This window comes from Ruegeria sp. AG7 (assembly GCF_056541545.1).
Genome location: NZ_JBQFYP010000009.1, coordinates 45,827 through 58,519, shown reverse-complemented (window position 1 = coordinate 58,519; position 12,693 = coordinate 45,827). Strand labels below are relative to the sequence as shown.

At 58.0% G+C, this 12,693-nt stretch carries 17 protein-coding genes and 1 riboswitch; of the genes, 11 read left to right on the top strand and 6 right to left on the bottom strand.

Features of this window, described 5'->3' with window-relative positions:
- Position 1: 1 nt before the first annotated feature.
- Positions 2–586 carry a ubiquinol-cytochrome c reductase iron-sulfur subunit gene (gene petA / locus ACR0BF_RS13360; protein WP_267363183.1) on the bottom strand — a complete coding sequence of 195 codons (585 nt, stop codon included), beginning with the start codon at positions 584–586 and terminating at the stop codon, positions 2–4.
- A 460-nt stretch (positions 587–1,046) separates the two neighbouring features.
- Here petA and ACR0BF_RS13355 point away from each other — a divergent pair, with 460 nt between their 5' ends.
- Complete coding sequence (locus tag ACR0BF_RS13355; protein WP_480474561.1) at positions 1,047–1,493, top strand: c-type cytochrome; 447 nt, start codon at positions 1,047–1,049, stop codon at positions 1,491–1,493.
- 19 nt (positions 1,494–1,512) lie between these two features.
- Here ACR0BF_RS13355 and ACR0BF_RS13350 read toward each other — a convergent pair whose 3' ends face one another.
- Entirely contained in the window at positions 1,513–2,124 is a 612-nt protein-coding gene (locus ACR0BF_RS13350; RefSeq protein ID WP_480625078.1) for an FMN-binding negative transcriptional regulator, read from the bottom strand.
- A gap of 54 nt (positions 2,125–2,178) precedes the next feature.
- A riboswitch (FMN riboswitch) is annotated at positions 2,179–2,326 on the top strand.
- 128 nt (positions 2,327–2,454) lie between these two features.
- On the opposite strand from ACR0BF_RS13350, the gene ACR0BF_RS13345 reads away from it, so the two are divergent.
- The 5 genes from ACR0BF_RS13345 (at position 2,455) to cobO (ending at position 6,406) form a co-directional block, all read left to right on the top strand.
- Positions 2,455–2,895, top strand: coding sequence for a 6,7-dimethyl-8-ribityllumazine synthase (locus ACR0BF_RS13345; protein WP_480625077.1), 441 nt, complete (start codon positions 2,455–2,457; stop codon positions 2,893–2,895).
- Positions 2,896–3,022: 127 nt separating this feature from the next.
- A complete protein-coding gene (gene aroC / locus ACR0BF_RS13340) occupies positions 3,023–4,123 on the top strand; it encodes a chorismate synthase (RefSeq protein WP_480482762.1) in 1,101 nt (366 codons plus the stop codon).
- On the top strand, positions 4,107–4,769 hold the full coding sequence (locus tag ACR0BF_RS13335) for an HD domain-containing protein (RefSeq protein ID WP_480625076.1): 663 nt from the start codon (positions 4,107–4,109) through the stop codon (positions 4,767–4,769). Before aroC ends, ACR0BF_RS13335 begins: the two co-directional genes overlap by 17 nt.
- Before the next feature lie 45 nt (positions 4,770–4,814).
- Positions 4,815–5,750: a DMT family transporter gene (locus ACR0BF_RS13330; protein ID WP_480625075.1), complete on the top strand. Its 936-nt coding sequence runs from the start codon at positions 4,815–4,817 to the stop codon at positions 5,748–5,750.
- Between the two features lie 56 nt (positions 5,751–5,806).
- Positions 5,807–6,406, top strand: coding sequence for a cob(I)yrinic acid a,c-diamide adenosyltransferase (gene cobO, locus ACR0BF_RS13325; protein WP_480606073.1), 600 nt, complete (start codon positions 5,807–5,809; stop codon positions 6,404–6,406).
- 34 nt (positions 6,407–6,440) lie between these two features.
- Here cobO and ACR0BF_RS13320 read toward each other — a convergent pair whose 3' ends face one another.
- The 4 genes from ACR0BF_RS13320 to ACR0BF_RS13305 form a co-directional block, all read right to left on the bottom strand.
- Positions 6,441–6,647 carry a hypothetical protein gene (locus ACR0BF_RS13320; RefSeq protein ID WP_480625074.1) on the bottom strand — a complete coding sequence of 69 codons (207 nt, stop codon included), beginning with the start codon at positions 6,645–6,647 and terminating at the stop codon, positions 6,441–6,443.
- Between the two features lie 172 nt (positions 6,648–6,819).
- Positions 6,820–7,185, bottom strand: coding sequence for an SPW repeat domain-containing protein (locus tag ACR0BF_RS13315; RefSeq protein WP_050604526.1), 366 nt, complete (start codon positions 7,183–7,185; stop codon positions 6,820–6,822).
- 111 nt (positions 7,186–7,296) lie between these two features.
- Positions 7,297–8,247, bottom strand: a complete 951-nt coding sequence (locus ACR0BF_RS13310) for an AraC family transcriptional regulator (protein WP_209598922.1) — start codon at positions 8,245–8,247, stop codon at positions 7,297–7,299.
- Positions 8,248–8,356: 109 nt separating this feature from the next.
- Positions 8,357–9,223, bottom strand: coding sequence for a branched-chain amino acid aminotransferase (locus tag ACR0BF_RS13305; protein WP_480474578.1), 867 nt, complete (start codon positions 9,221–9,223; stop codon positions 8,357–8,359).
- Positions 9,224–9,382: 159 nt separating this feature from the next.
- On the opposite strand from ACR0BF_RS13305, the gene ACR0BF_RS13300 reads away from it, so the two are divergent.
- From ACR0BF_RS13300 to ACR0BF_RS13280, 5 genes are all read left to right on the top strand, one after another.
- Positions 9,383–9,895 (top strand): MarR family winged helix-turn-helix transcriptional regulator, encoded by a 513-nt coding sequence (locus ACR0BF_RS13300; RefSeq protein WP_480474579.1) that lies wholly within the window; start codon positions 9,383–9,385, stop codon positions 9,893–9,895.
- Positions 9,892–10,593 carry a response regulator gene (locus ACR0BF_RS13295; protein WP_480474581.1) on the top strand — a complete coding sequence of 234 codons (702 nt, stop codon included), beginning with the start codon at positions 9,892–9,894 and terminating at the stop codon, positions 10,591–10,593. Before ACR0BF_RS13300 ends, ACR0BF_RS13295 begins: the two co-directional genes overlap by 4 nt.
- 67 nt (positions 10,594–10,660) lie before the next feature.
- Positions 10,661–11,587, top strand: a complete 927-nt coding sequence (locus tag ACR0BF_RS13290) for a histone deacetylase family protein (protein ID WP_480474583.1) — start codon at positions 10,661–10,663, stop codon at positions 11,585–11,587.
- Positions 11,584–11,826, top strand: a complete 243-nt coding sequence (locus tag ACR0BF_RS13285) for an exodeoxyribonuclease VII small subunit (protein ID WP_120634800.1) — start codon at positions 11,584–11,586, stop codon at positions 11,824–11,826. Before ACR0BF_RS13290 ends, ACR0BF_RS13285 begins: the two co-directional genes overlap by 4 nt.
- Complete coding sequence (locus ACR0BF_RS13280) at positions 11,827–12,693, top strand: polyprenyl synthetase family protein (protein ID WP_480519697.1); 867 nt, start codon at positions 11,827–11,829, stop codon at positions 12,691–12,693.

Below are 12,693 nucleotides of genomic sequence, written 5' to 3'. Positions count from 1 at the left end.
CTTAGCCGAGTTTGATTGTGCCGTTGTCCACCCACTCTGCGGGCGGAATGGGCAAGTTCTCAGGCGCGGGGCCTTTGCGGATACGACCGGCAAGGTCGTAGTGTGAACCGTGGCAGGGGCAGAACCAGCCACCAAAGTCGCCTGCATCACCCAGAGGCACACAACCGAGGTGGGTACAAACACCCATCTGGACGACCCATGCACCCGGCGCTTCGCCTTCCGGCGACGGCATCACCCGGTTTGCGTCGGTCGCAGGGGCATCGGCGCTCAGGTTAAAGTTGCGGGCCAGCGGATCGGGCAGCGCATCAACACCTTCGGCGTCCTGTTTCTGAGCTTCCTGGATCTCTGCACCGGTGCGGTGACGGACAAAGACGGGTTTTCCCAACCATTTGACGGTCAGCTGCGTACCCGGCTCAACACCGCTCACATCCACACGGATCGAGGACAGCGCCTGAACGTCTGCCGATGGGTTCATTTGGTTGATCAGGGGCCATACGGCTGCACCCGTTGCAACGACACCTGCGCCGCCAGCGACGTAGTACAGGAAATCTCTGCGGGTGCCTTCGTGGTCTTCTGCGTGGGACACGAGGTTATCTCCGATTGTCTGGCGCCCGCGGACGGGCAAATAGCTCGCGCACCGCACGAATGCGGTGTCTTAACCGCGCTTACTATCGGGGAGAATAGTGTTCGTCCAGCGTTCATAAACGCGCAATACGCCGCATGTGTCGTTTCCAGCAGCTGGGGACGGTGTTTTTTGGTGAATCTCGCGTGCGACTTTGTCGGCAACTTCGATTCATGCGCCATTGATTCGCTTACCCACCCTGTCTTCCGTCACCTGGATCAGGTATCTGGAGCCTGTCTCGTGGACCGCTGATTTGCGCCCTAAAGTACATAATCAAGACTTCGAAACGGGGATTGTTTTCAGCAAAAACATACTCGCTAAATACATGATTTAAATTATAAATTGCACGCGCCCCACCTGTTGCACTTTCCGCGCGAATAAAGGACAGCGCAAAAGGCGTGCGAACTCCCGCAAGGAGACCCCAATGTCAAAGATCGTTCTGGCCGCTGCCTTGTGCACAATGGCCCTTCCCACTCAGACCCTTGCCGCGGGCGATCCCGCAAAAGGTGAGGCGATATATAACCGTTGTTCTTCGTGTCATGCGATCATCAAGGATGGTGAAGTTCTGGTCAAAGGTGGAATCACCGGCCCGAATCTGTACGGCGTCATCGGCCGCGTGGCCGGGTCCGAAAACGATTATCGCTATGGAAGCGAGCGCCTGCCGATTGGCATGTTCACGGACGACATGATCCGTGCCGGCGAGGAAGGTCTGGTCTGGACCGAGGAAAACATCGTTGCCTATGCGCAGGATCCTATCGGCTTCATCAAGGAATTTCTGGATGACGAAACTGCCCGTCCGAACATGAGCGTCAAACTCAAGAGCGGTGCGGACGATATTGCCGCTTATCTGGCGACTTTCAGCCCCCAGTAAACCCGGCGCCTGGTGCTGGCTACGCCTTGTGCATCAAGGCGGCCAGCCGGGCGATTTCACTGCCAAAGCCAGTGGATACCTGATCAGCAGCAGCATTTCGCGCACCTTCGGGTTTGTTCTGACCAAGCTTCCAGGTGCCCTGAATATCTTCAACGCGCATGCGGCACGGTACGATCATGCGCATCATCTTGTTCAGCGCGTCCGAGGACATTTTTCCCGTGACCCATGGGGCCTTGGGCAGCAGCCGCTTTTCGTAGAACGCCGATTGGCGGTCAAGCACGTCACGTAACTCGTCCTGCGGGCGCAGCTCAAGTTTTCCGATCAGGTGCACGGCGACATAATTCCAAGTCGGAACCTGATCTTCGACACCGTACCAATCCGGCGAAATATAAGCATCCGGCCCCTGCACCGCGATCTTCGCGTGCTGCGGCTCGCGCAGCGCTCGTACAATAGGGTTCGAGCGCACAAGATGCAGGTCAGCCAGTGAACCGTCTTCGGACAGCTGAAACGGGACGTGGCTTAATAGCGGGGCCTCTTCGGCAGAGAGTGCCAGAACGCCGAACGCCCGGTCGCGGGCGAATTCAACATGCCGGGCTCGATCCTCGGCGCGAAAAGCGGGGTTAGGGTGCATGAATGTCCTCCTGTCAATTCTCTTGCAGCGTCGGACAGTTCTTGGCAAGGTCCGCCTCGTTCTCAGGGCGGGGCGGAATTCCCCACCGGCGGTATGCGGGCCACGGCCCGCAAGCCCGCGAGCGGCCCCGGCTTTCGGGGTGTCAGCAGATCTGGTGAGAGGCCAGAGCCGACGGTTACAGTCCGGATGAAAGAGAACGTGCAAGCCGCGCCGGTGAACCGGCGCGCCTGCTCGTGATCGCCTTGGGTGACGTGTCATGCCGGGCTGGCAGCGAAATGGGATCTGGTTCTCGCGACTGCCGGCAGGCCACCAAACTGAAAGGAGATCATGATGACACACACCCGCTATGCTTTTGTCAAAGCCAACTGGCATTCCGATATTGTTGACCGCGCGCTCGACGGCTTCCTCGAACTCGTCCCCTCGGAACAAGTCGATGTCTACGACGTTCCCGGCGCGTTCGAGATGCCCCTGCTGGCCCGTGATCTGGCCCGGACCGGGCGCTATGCCGCCGTCGCCTGCGCTGCCTTTGTCGTTGATGGCGGCATCTACAGGCACGACTTCGTTGCGCAGGCCGTGGTCGATGGCCTGATGCGCGCCGGGCTTGATACAGGGGTTCCTGTCCTGTCGGTCTCGCTGACCCCGCACCAATATCAGGAAACTAAACATCACAATTCGATCTATCGCGACCATTTCGTACAAAAAGGGCGCGAAGCGGCTCAGGCCGCGCTGATGATCTCGGAAACCCGTGCGAAAGTCGCGCAGGCCGTCTGATCTTCATCTTTTCGAAAATACTCAAAAATGCGCCGCCCGACGGGCGGCGTTCAAACCGTCAACGGCCAAATCCGCTTGAGGCCGGGGGCCTTGCCCGCTAATCACGATCCGCAAAGGAGCACGCCCCATGTCGATGAACAGCTTTGGCCATCTTTTCCGCGTCACCACCTGGGGTGAAAGCCATGGGCCCGCCTTGGGCGCCACTGTCGACGGTTGCCCGCCGGGCGTTGCGATTGACGAGGCGATGATCCAGCACTGGCTGGACAAGCGCAAACCGGGGCAAAACAAGTTCACAACGCAGCGGCGCGAACCGGATCAGGTCAAGATCCTTTCTGGCGTGTTCGAAGGCCAAACTACAGGCACGCCCGTGCAACTGATGATCGAAAACACCGATCAGCGCTCGAAAGACTACGGCGACATCATGGACAAGTTCCGTCCGGGCCATGCCGATATCACCTACTGGCAGAAATACGGCATCCGCGATTATCGCGGGGGTGGGCGCAGTTCAGCCCGGGAAACCGCGTCGCGCGTGGCCGCGGGTGGACTGGCGCGCGAGGCCATCCGGCAGATTGCGCCGAATGTGCAGATCACCGGCTACATGACCCAGATCGGTCCGCACAAGATCGACCGCGCCAAATTCGACTGGGCGCAGATTGAACAGAACCCGTTCTGGGCGCCTGATGAACAGGCGGCCGGGGATTGGGCGACCTATCTGGATGACCTGCGCAAATCCGGCAACTCGGTCGGGGCCGTGGTCGAGGTTGTGGCACGCGGTGTCCCCGCAGGGCTTGGGGCGCCGATATACGCCAAGTTAGACACTGATCTTGCGGCTGCGATGATGTCGATCAACGCTGTCAAAGGCGTCGAGATCGGCGAAGGCATGGCTGCCGCCGAACTGACTGGCGAAGCCAACGCCGACGAAATCTTCATGGGTCAGAATGGTCCGCAATACAGCTCAAACCACGCAGGTGGGATTCTGGGCGGCATCTCGACCGGGCAGGACATTGTCGTGCGCTTTGCGGTAAAACCGACCTCTTCGATCCTGACCACCCGCAAAACCATTACAAAATCCGGTGAAGAGACCGAGATCATCACCAAGGGCCGTCATGACCCCTGTGTTGGCATCCGCGCTGTCCCTGTCGGTGAGGCGATGATGGCTTGTGTCATCCTGGACCACCTACTGCTGCACCGTGGTCAGATCGGAGAAAACCGTGGACGGATCGGCTGATCTGCGCGCGCGTTTGCGTGCCATTGTCGCGCAACGCATGGAAACTGATCCGGCCCATGACCTGGCCCATCTGGATCGTGTTTGGACCAATGCTCAGGCCATTGCAGACGCTCAGGTGGACATCCCCGTCCTGTTGGCAGCCTGTTATCTTCATGATCTGGTCAACCTACCCAAGAATGACCCGAACCGACTGTTTGCCTCACGCCAGTCTGCTGCTGAATCAGGGCCTATTCTGGCAAAACTGGGCTTTTCCGACGATCAGGTTCAGGCCGCGCAACATGCGATAGCGGCCCATAGCTTCTCGGCCAACATCCCACCCGAAACGCTCGAGGCGCGGATTCTGAGGGATGCGGATCGCCTTGACGCCTTGGGGGCCATCGGGATTGCGCGCACATTTTCTGTATCAGGTGCTTTGGGGCGTGTTCTCTATGATCCGGCTGATCCATTCGCAGAGGCGCGCCCGCTGGACGATCTGCGGTATTCGATTGATCACTGGAAGGTCAAACTGCTGACCCTGCCGGACGACATGCTGACGGATGCAGGCAAGCAGATTGCGCAGGCAAGGGCGGGCCGGATGTTTCAGTTCCTTGAGGATTTTGCAGCGGAAATCGGCGCATCGGTACCGAACTCGTGGACCATCACCTGATCCACCCCGTTGATCTTTTTTCTGCAAAGGCGCAGGGTCGCGCCGATGACAAAACCCTTAACATCGCATCGACCTTTGCTGGCTGTGGCGCTGAAGCTTGGCGCGCTGTTCCTGTTCACGTCGATGTCGGCCCTGGTCAAAGCCTTATCTGACGAATTCCCGCCGGGCCAATTGGTGTTCTTCCGGTCCCTGTTTGCTATTCCGGTCATCATTCTGTGGCTGATCGCGCGCCGAGAGCTGGCGCAAGGCTTTGTCGTCAAGAAACCCATGGGTCATTTCTGGCGCGGTGTTCTGGGGACCAGCGCCATGGGGTTGACATTCACTGGCCTTAGCCTGTTGCCTCTGCCCGAAGTTACCGCAATCGGTTATGCCACCCCGATTTTCACCCTGATTTTGGCCGCAGTGATGCTGGGCGAGCGCATCCGCATGATTCGCATCGGTGCCGTGGCACTTGGGCTGCTGGGCGTGATGATCATGATCTGGCCCAGGCTTGGCAGCATTCAGATGGAAACGGCTGCAACTATCGGAGCTCTGTGCGTACTGGGCGCGACTTTTGCCCGGGCCTTTGTGCAGATCCACATCCGCCAACTGGTCAAGGTCGATCACCCTGCTGCAATCGTGTTCTATTTCTCGCTGACCGCGACGTTGCTTTCGGCCCTGACGGCGATCTGGGGATGGACAATGCCAACTCTGACTCAGGCTCTAATACTGATCACCATGGGGTTAATTGGCGGAGTTGCGCAGATTTTGGTCACGTCCTCGTATCGCTTTGGACAGGCATCGATGCTGGCACCTTATGACTATGCAACAATGCTCTTTGCGATTTTGATCGGTTATTTCGTGTTTGATGAATTGCCAACCGTTGCGATCCTGATCGGGGCCGCATTGGTGATCGCAGGCAATGTTGTTGTGATCTGGCGCGAACACCAGCTGGGGCTTGAGCGTGGCAAGGCGCGTTCTGTCACAGACCCCAAAGCGTGACTTTACCTTTTGCATTCTTTCCCTAGGTTGGGCCGGACAATCAATGAGGTTCCCCAATGAGCGACGCACAAGATCACAAGGAAAAGATGCAAAAGGTGCAGGCCCAGCACCGCAAGAAAGTGTCCGAGGCCGTTGATCCCGAACGCGGCCTTGTTCTGATCAATACCGGGAAGGGCAAAGGCAAGTCATCTGCGGCCTTTGGCGTTGTCATCCGCGCGCTTGGTTGGGGTCAGAAGGTTGCCGTGGTTCAGTTCATCAAGGGCAAGTGGAAAACCGGCGAGCGTCGTTTCTTCGAAGAACGTGATCTGGTCACCTGGCACACGATGGGCGAGGGGTTTACCTGGGATACACAGGACCGCGAGCGTGACATTGCAGCCGCCAATGCCGCCTTCGACAAGGCTTGCGCCCTTATGGCAAGTGGCGAATACGATCTGGTGGTTCTGGACGAGATCAACATCGCACTTCGCTATGGATATCTCTCGGTCGAGCAGGTGATAGACGGGCTGAACGCGCGTTCGGACAAGACGAGTGTGTTCCTGACAGGCCGCGACGCACCGCTGGCGCTGCGTGATTATGCAGATCTGGTCACCGAGATGACCGAAGAAAAGCATCCGTTCCAGGCGGGAATCAAGGCCCAGCGCGGGGTGGATTTCTGAACCTTGCAACAGCGCAGCCCGTATTGCTGCGCAGTTATCCTCTGCCGCTTAGCACAGTTTCAAAGATATATCGCAACGACTTGCGTTGACGGACGGTGTCTTGTGCCCGGGCTTCTTCTGCGGTTGCGGTGTCCCGGTTCTGGCGATCAGCATAGGCACAATAGTCGCCTTCGCAACAGTTGCACCCGCACGCAACTAGCGCATCATGTCGGGCCATGATTTCGTCAAGCGTGTCTGTCATCTGTGACCTCACCCCGCACTGGGATAAATCTGATGAATTCAGTCAGCTTTTTCAAGTAAATTCACCCGACCGGTCGATACACTTCTCTGCTCTGAGCCGCCGATTTCTAAAACAGGCAGCTCAGCTTTTTCGGCAGTATTTGGACAAAGTTGCCAGTGCAGAGGCATAGCGCTCAGGCAGCAACTTCCTGCTCGGGCGCGCTGAGCGAGATGACGAGAACCACAGCCGCACCGTTCAGCCAGTAGAACGCCGCATCCAATCCTGAAAACCCCAGTACACTAGGTGCAAACAGAAAGGTGATGCCGACAATAAGGTCCACGGCCAGGTGAAATTTGTAGGGTAGAACGCGCCAAATTCCCAAATGATGGTCGGTCAGAACCGTCAGGACAAAGGCGGCGACGCCAGTGACAACCGAAAGCCACAGCGCCAGCGGGTTGGACTGACCCAATCCCAGCAGGAATGGCAGTGTCATCAGGGCAATGGCAACCGGGTAGTCCAGATACGCGTGGACAGAGCGGGTAACGAAACGCAGGGACATAAGATTTTCCTCTTTTCAATCAGTGATGAAAGAAAGATAGAAAGCCTGACCCGAACGCTGAATTCTTGATCGTTTCAAAAATCTTGCAGATCGTACAGAATACTCGGCGTTTTAGTGCATGGACCTGTATGCGGCTGGTGACAAGCCGACCTGCTTCTTGAAAACGCGGGAAAACGCGGCCTCAGAGGCATATCCAACTTCGGCTGCTGCATCTGCGACGTTCCACCGTGCCTCTGTAAGGCCATGGCACGCAATCTGCATGCGCCAGTCGGTGAGGTATTGCATCGGCGTCGTGCCCATCTTCTGGGCAAACAACTGAGAAAAGGCCGTGCGCGACATGCCGGATTCACGCGCCAGTGTCGCAACACTCCAGTCTTGCGCTGGCGCTTGGTGGAACGCCGTCAATGCGCGTGAGATGCGTGTATCCGCAAAGCCCGCAAGGGCGGTGTCCTGAGGGCTTTGCCGTTCCAGGTAGGTTCGGATCGCCTGCGCAAACAGAACTTCGGACAGCTTCAGGGCAATCAGATCGCCGCCAATACGGGCCCCGGACACTTCGGATCCGATCATGCGCAGGGTCGATTCCATCCACGATCCGGCCTCTTCGCCATAATTCTCGATCAGGATGTAGGGCGGCAGGCGGTCGATCAGCATATGCCCGGTGCCTTTTCGTCCTGCTGGGCCGGTGAATGAAAAATGACCGCAGATCAGTTGTGTGTCCCGGTCCTCGTCTGCACCGCCATAGACAAGAACGCCATCGCCCTTGTAGCCGGCAATCTCAAGAACCTGTTCCAGAGGAAGCGCATCCAGTGGCCTGACCTCGGCACACAACAACGCATGTGGCGCCCCATGAGGGATCAGGATCAGGTCCCCCTGCCGCAACCGCAACGTTTCCCCGGTGGATGAGACATGGACCTTGAGCTCACCCCGTTGAACAAAATGAAACCGCGCGACGTTTTCGAATTCCGGCACCTGAATACCAAATGGTGGTGTGAACGACGTGCGGAAGTAGAACGTGCCACGCAGGGACAGGCGGGTGAGAATATCGCTGAGTAGATCCAACATGTGTTGAAAATACGGGAACTGATCCGATCGTCCAGATCACTGAACGCTTTGCACGACAATTTGCACGATCTGCAACAAAAACCCCGCCGAAGCGGGGTTTTGCAAGTTATTACGAGCGGACCAGCTTTTCGTAATCTTCTGCGATTTCGCGGGTCAGGTCGCCGACTTCGAAAGTGTAATCGCCGATTTGCCCGACCGGAGTGACCTCGGCCGCGGTTCCGGTCAGCCAGCACTGTTCGAAATCAGCCATTTCTTCGGGCTTGATGCGCCGCTCATGCACAGTGATGCCTTTATCCTTCAGCATCTGAATGACGGTTTGGCGGGTGATACCGTTCAAGAAGCAATCCGCCAGCGGGGTGTGAACTTCTCCATCCTTGACGAAGAACACGTTGGCACCTGTTGCTTCGGCCACGTAACCACGCCAGTCCATGAACAGCGCGTCCGAGCATCCCTTGGCTTCGGCCTTGTGCTTGGAAATGGTGCAGATCATGTAAAGGCCCGCAGCCTTGGCGTGAACCGGGATGGTTTCCGGGCTGGGGCGTTTCCATTCGGCGATGTCCAGTTTTGCGCCCTGCATCTTGGCGTCGCCATAGTAGGCACCCCAAGGCCAGACCGCGACGGCCATCCGTACCGGGTTGCGGGCCGACGCCACGCCCATGTCTTCGCCAGACCCGCGCCAGACCAATGCGCGGACATAGGCATCCTGAAGGCCACTGGCTTTCAGGGTCTCTTCCTTGGCTGCTTCAATCTGATCGACAGAATAAGGCATCGGCATGTCCAGTGCCTCGGCGCTGGCGATAAGACGTTCGGAATGTTCGCGGCTTTTGAAGATCTTGCCGCTATAAGCGCGTTCCCCCTCGAACACGGATGAGGCATAGTGCATCGCGTGGGTCAGAATATGCACATTGGCATCGCGCCAGGGCACCAGCTTGCCATCCATCCAGATGACACCGTCACGATCATCATACCCTGCCATGCGAAACCTCCTGAACCGGGTTAAATTTCCGATTGTTGCGCTACTTAGGTCCGATGCGGACACAATGTTGCGCAAAAACTGCGATTCGATACCTCTCTGCCCTTGGAATGTCAATAACGCTGACATAAAGTCGAACCCGAGTAACGAATGAGGCATGATATGTCCGAAATCCGCCCGGCCCCGCGATATGGGGGCGAAAGCCTGTTGTTTTTGACGGATGAACAATTGCGGCAGGGGATCGAGGCAATGTTCTTCGCCTATCGCGGCTTTACCGCGGATCCCGATCGTATCCTGTCCGAAATGGCCTATGGCCGCGCCCATCACCGCGCGATCCATTTTATCAATCGCGCCCCGGGCACCACGGTGAACAACTTGCTGGCGATCCTCGGGGTTACAAAACAGTCTCTGAACAGGGTCCTTCGGACGTTGATCGAGGATGGTCTGGTGGAAAGCCGGGTCGGAACCGTGGACAAACGCGAACGGCATCTATTTCTGACGGAAAAGGGCGAAACGTTGGAGGCCACGTTGTCAGATGCGCAACGAACAAGAATGCGCGCGGCCTTCAAGGATGCCGGTCCCGAGGCCGTGGCCGGGTTTCGCAAAGTGCTTGAAGCAATGATGGATGCTGATATGCGTCATGCCTATACGAAATTGCGGGATACGACATCATGAGCGAAATAGATGCACATTTGCTGATTGTTGATGATGACGAACGCATTCGCGATCTACTCAAGAAGTTCCTGATGCGAAACGGGTTTCTGGTGACGGCGGCACGGGATGCGGCCCATGCGCGGCGGGTTCTGTCGGGGTTGGATTTCGACATGATCGTCATGGATGTGATGATGCCGGGCGAAGATGGCGTCAGTCTGACCAGGTCGCTGCGTGACACTCATACGACGCCGATCCTGTTACTAACCGCCAAGGGCGAGACCGAGCATCGGATTGCAGGGCTTGAAGCCGGGGCGGATGATTATCTCGCCAAACCTTTCGAGCCGAAAGAGCTGCTACTGCGGATCAATGCGATTCTGCGCCGGATGCCGGAAACCCCGGCCGAGGAAACAGCGGCGAAGATCCTGCATCTCGGCCCCATCCGGTATGACATTGAACGCGGTGAAATGTGGCAGGGCGAAAGGCCAGTCCGCCTGACCGCGACCGAAAGCCAGCTGATGAAAATCTTTTCGGCCCAACCTGGTGAGCCAATCAGCCGCGCAAAACTGGTGGAAGATCTGGGCCGGGATAAAGGACAGGCACAGGAACGTGCGGTGGACGTGCAGATCACCCGCCTGCGCCGGAAGATCGAACAGGACCCGAAACAGCCCCGGTATCTGCAGACAGTCCGGGGCGCGGGCTATATGCTGGCGCCCGATTGAATGAGCCGCTGTGCGGCGATTTAAGCCTTCGGCGAGGATATTTTAGCCAGATGAAGATGGGATCCCGATGAAAACCGCCCTTTTGACACATGCCGATTGCCTTGGACATGTCACACCGCAAGGTCATCCGGAACAGGTGGCGCGGCTGGAGCATATCCTGCACGCGCTTGAAGGACTTGACCTGAAGCGCGTGACCGCTCCACTGGCGGCAGACGATGATTTGCTGCGTGTTCATCCCGAAAGCCATATCCGAGACATCAGATCGTCACGCCCTACTGACGGGTTTGCGCAAATCGACGGGGACACCTTCATGTCACCGGGTTCCGTGGATGCGGCCTATCGTGCGGCTGGTGCGGCGGTACGGGCCGTTGATCTGGTTTTGGGCGGTGAGGCGCCGAACGCCTTTTGTGCCATTCGCCCACCGGGGCACCACGCCGAAGCCGAGAAAGCTATGGGGTTCTGCCTGTTTGGCAATGCGGCGCTGGCTGCGAAACATGCGCTGGATTACCACGGGCTGAAGCGGGTCGCAGTGGTCGATTTCGACGTTCATCATGGCAACGGCACGCAGGACCTGCTGTGGGATGAAGATCGGGCCCTGGTAATCACGAGCCAGCAGATGCCGTTATGGCCAGGATCGGGCCGCCCGGACGAGACAGGCGCTTACGATAACGTTCTGAACATCCCGCTTGCCCCGGGCACCGGCGGGGCTGAGATGCGATCCGCCTATGAAACGCAGGCCTTTCCACGCTTGCGGGCGTTCCGGCCGGAACTGATCATCATCTCGGCCGGGTTCGATGCGCATCAGGACGACCCTCTGGCCAACCTGAACTGGTCGACCGGCGATTTTGCTTGGATCACGGCAGAGCTGTGCGGGATAGCCGATGAGGTGTGTCAGGGCCGTATCGTCTCGACTCTGGAGGGCGGGTATGATCTGAACGCACTGGCCGAGGCGGCACGCGCCCATGTGGAAGAACTGATGAAGGCAGCACGATGACCGATACCCCAGTTGAACAGATGACATTCGAGCAGGCCATGAAAGAGCTTGAGGCCGTGGTTGGCCAGCTTGAGCGCGGCGACGTGGCGCTGGATCAGTCGATTGCGCTGTATGAACGCGGGGCCGCTTTGAAAAAGCGTTGCGAGGACGAGTTGAAGCGGGCCGAGGAAAAAGTGGCCGCGATCACTCTGGACGCGAATGGCCAACCGACCGGGACAACACCTGTCGAAGGTCAGTAAATGTTTCAGGAAAGACTGGCGCAGGACGCGGCGTGTCTTCAGGATCATTTTGACCTGACAATGGGCGCGCTGGCCGATCTGGATGTGACACGGGCAATGGCCTATGCCACCCGTGGCGGTAAACGGCTGCGCGGCTTTCTGGTTCTGGAAAGTGCGCGCCTGCACCAAATCAACGAGTCCCGCGCGATCTGGCCCGCGACCGCAATCGAGGCCCTTCACGCCTATTCTCTAGTTCACGACGATCTGCCTTGTATGGATGACGACGATCTTCGGCGCGGACGCCCCACGGTTCATGTGAAATGGGACGAAGGCACGGCCGTACTTGCCGGGGACGCGCTGCAGACACTGGCCTTTGAGCTGTGCACCCGGCCCGAGGTTGGAGATGCAGACGTTCGCGCTGATCTGGCACTGACACTGGCCAGGGCAAGCGGTGCGCAAGGTATGGTTTTGGGGCAGGCGCTTGATATCGCAGCAGAAACCGCTTCTGAGCCTCTGACATTGAATGCGATAACACGGCTTCAGGGCGGCAAAACGGGCGCTTTGATCGAATGGTCCGCCTGTGCGGGTGCGCGTCTGGCAAAAGCGGATCCAGAGCCCTTGCGCCAATATGCCCGGGCCCTTGGTCTTGCTTTTCAGATTGCAGACGACATCCTTGATGTTGAAGGTGATGCGTCAAAGGCAGGCAAACGTCTTCAGAAAGATGCGGATGCGGGAAAGGCCACTTTCGTATCTCTTCTGGGTTTGGATGCTGCCAGAACCCGTGCCAGTGAACTTGTTGATCAGGCCTGTGCCGCACTGGACGGGTATGGCCCGACGGCAGAAACCTTGAAGGAAGCCGCTCGCTTCGTTATTGCCCGGGACAGCTAA

What these genes read in the sequence shown, in the direction of transcription:
- ACR0BF_RS13280 (WP_480519697.1), top strand. Translation starts at nt 11,827, where the DNA reads ATGTTTCAGGAAAGACTGGCGCAGGACGCGGCGTGTCTTCAGGATCAT.
- ACR0BF_RS13300 (WP_480474579.1), top strand. Translation starts at nt 9,383, where the DNA reads ATGTCCGAAATCCGCCCGGCCCCGCGATATGGGGGCGAAAGCCTGTTG.
- cobO (WP_480606073.1), top strand. Translation starts at nt 5,807, where the DNA reads ATGAGCGACGCACAAGATCACAAGGAAAAGATGCAAAAGGTGCAGGCC.
- ACR0BF_RS13290 (WP_480474583.1), top strand. Translation starts at nt 10,661, where the DNA reads ATGAAAACCGCCCTTTTGACACATGCCGATTGCCTTGGACATGTCACA.
- ACR0BF_RS13295 (WP_480474581.1), top strand. Translation starts at nt 9,892, where the DNA reads ATGAGCGAAATAGATGCACATTTGCTGATTGTTGATGATGACGAACGC.
- ACR0BF_RS13355 (WP_480474561.1), top strand. Translation starts at nt 1,047, where the DNA reads ATGTCAAAGATCGTTCTGGCCGCTGCCTTGTGCACAATGGCCCTTCCC.
- ACR0BF_RS13345 (WP_480625077.1), top strand. Translation starts at nt 2,455, where the DNA reads ATGACACACACCCGCTATGCTTTTGTCAAAGCCAACTGGCATTCCGAT.
- ACR0BF_RS13330 (WP_480625075.1), top strand. Translation starts at nt 4,815, where the DNA reads ATGACAAAACCCTTAACATCGCATCGACCTTTGCTGGCTGTGGCGCTG.
- ACR0BF_RS13305 (WP_480474578.1), bottom strand. Translation starts at nt 9,223, where the DNA reads ATGGCAGGGTATGATGATCGTGACGGTGTCATCTGGATGGATGGCAAG.
- ACR0BF_RS13315 (WP_050604526.1), bottom strand. Translation starts at nt 7,185, where the DNA reads ATGTCCCTGCGTTTCGTTACCCGCTCTGTCCACGCGTATCTGGACTAC.
- ACR0BF_RS13310 (WP_209598922.1), bottom strand. Translation starts at nt 8,247, where the DNA reads ATGTTGGATCTACTCAGCGATATTCTCACCCGCCTGTCCCTGCGTGGC.
- ACR0BF_RS13320 (WP_480625074.1), bottom strand. Translation starts at nt 6,647, where the DNA reads ATGACAGACACGCTTGACGAAATCATGGCCCGACATGATGCGCTAGTT.
- ACR0BF_RS13285 (WP_120634800.1), top strand. Translation starts at nt 11,584, where the DNA reads ATGACCGATACCCCAGTTGAACAGATGACATTCGAGCAGGCCATGAAA.
- aroC (WP_480482762.1), top strand. Translation starts at nt 3,023, where the DNA reads ATGTCGATGAACAGCTTTGGCCATCTTTTCCGCGTCACCACCTGGGGT.
- ACR0BF_RS13350 (WP_480625078.1), bottom strand. Translation starts at nt 2,124, where the DNA reads ATGCACCCTAACCCCGCTTTTCGCGCCGAGGATCGAGCCCGGCATGTT.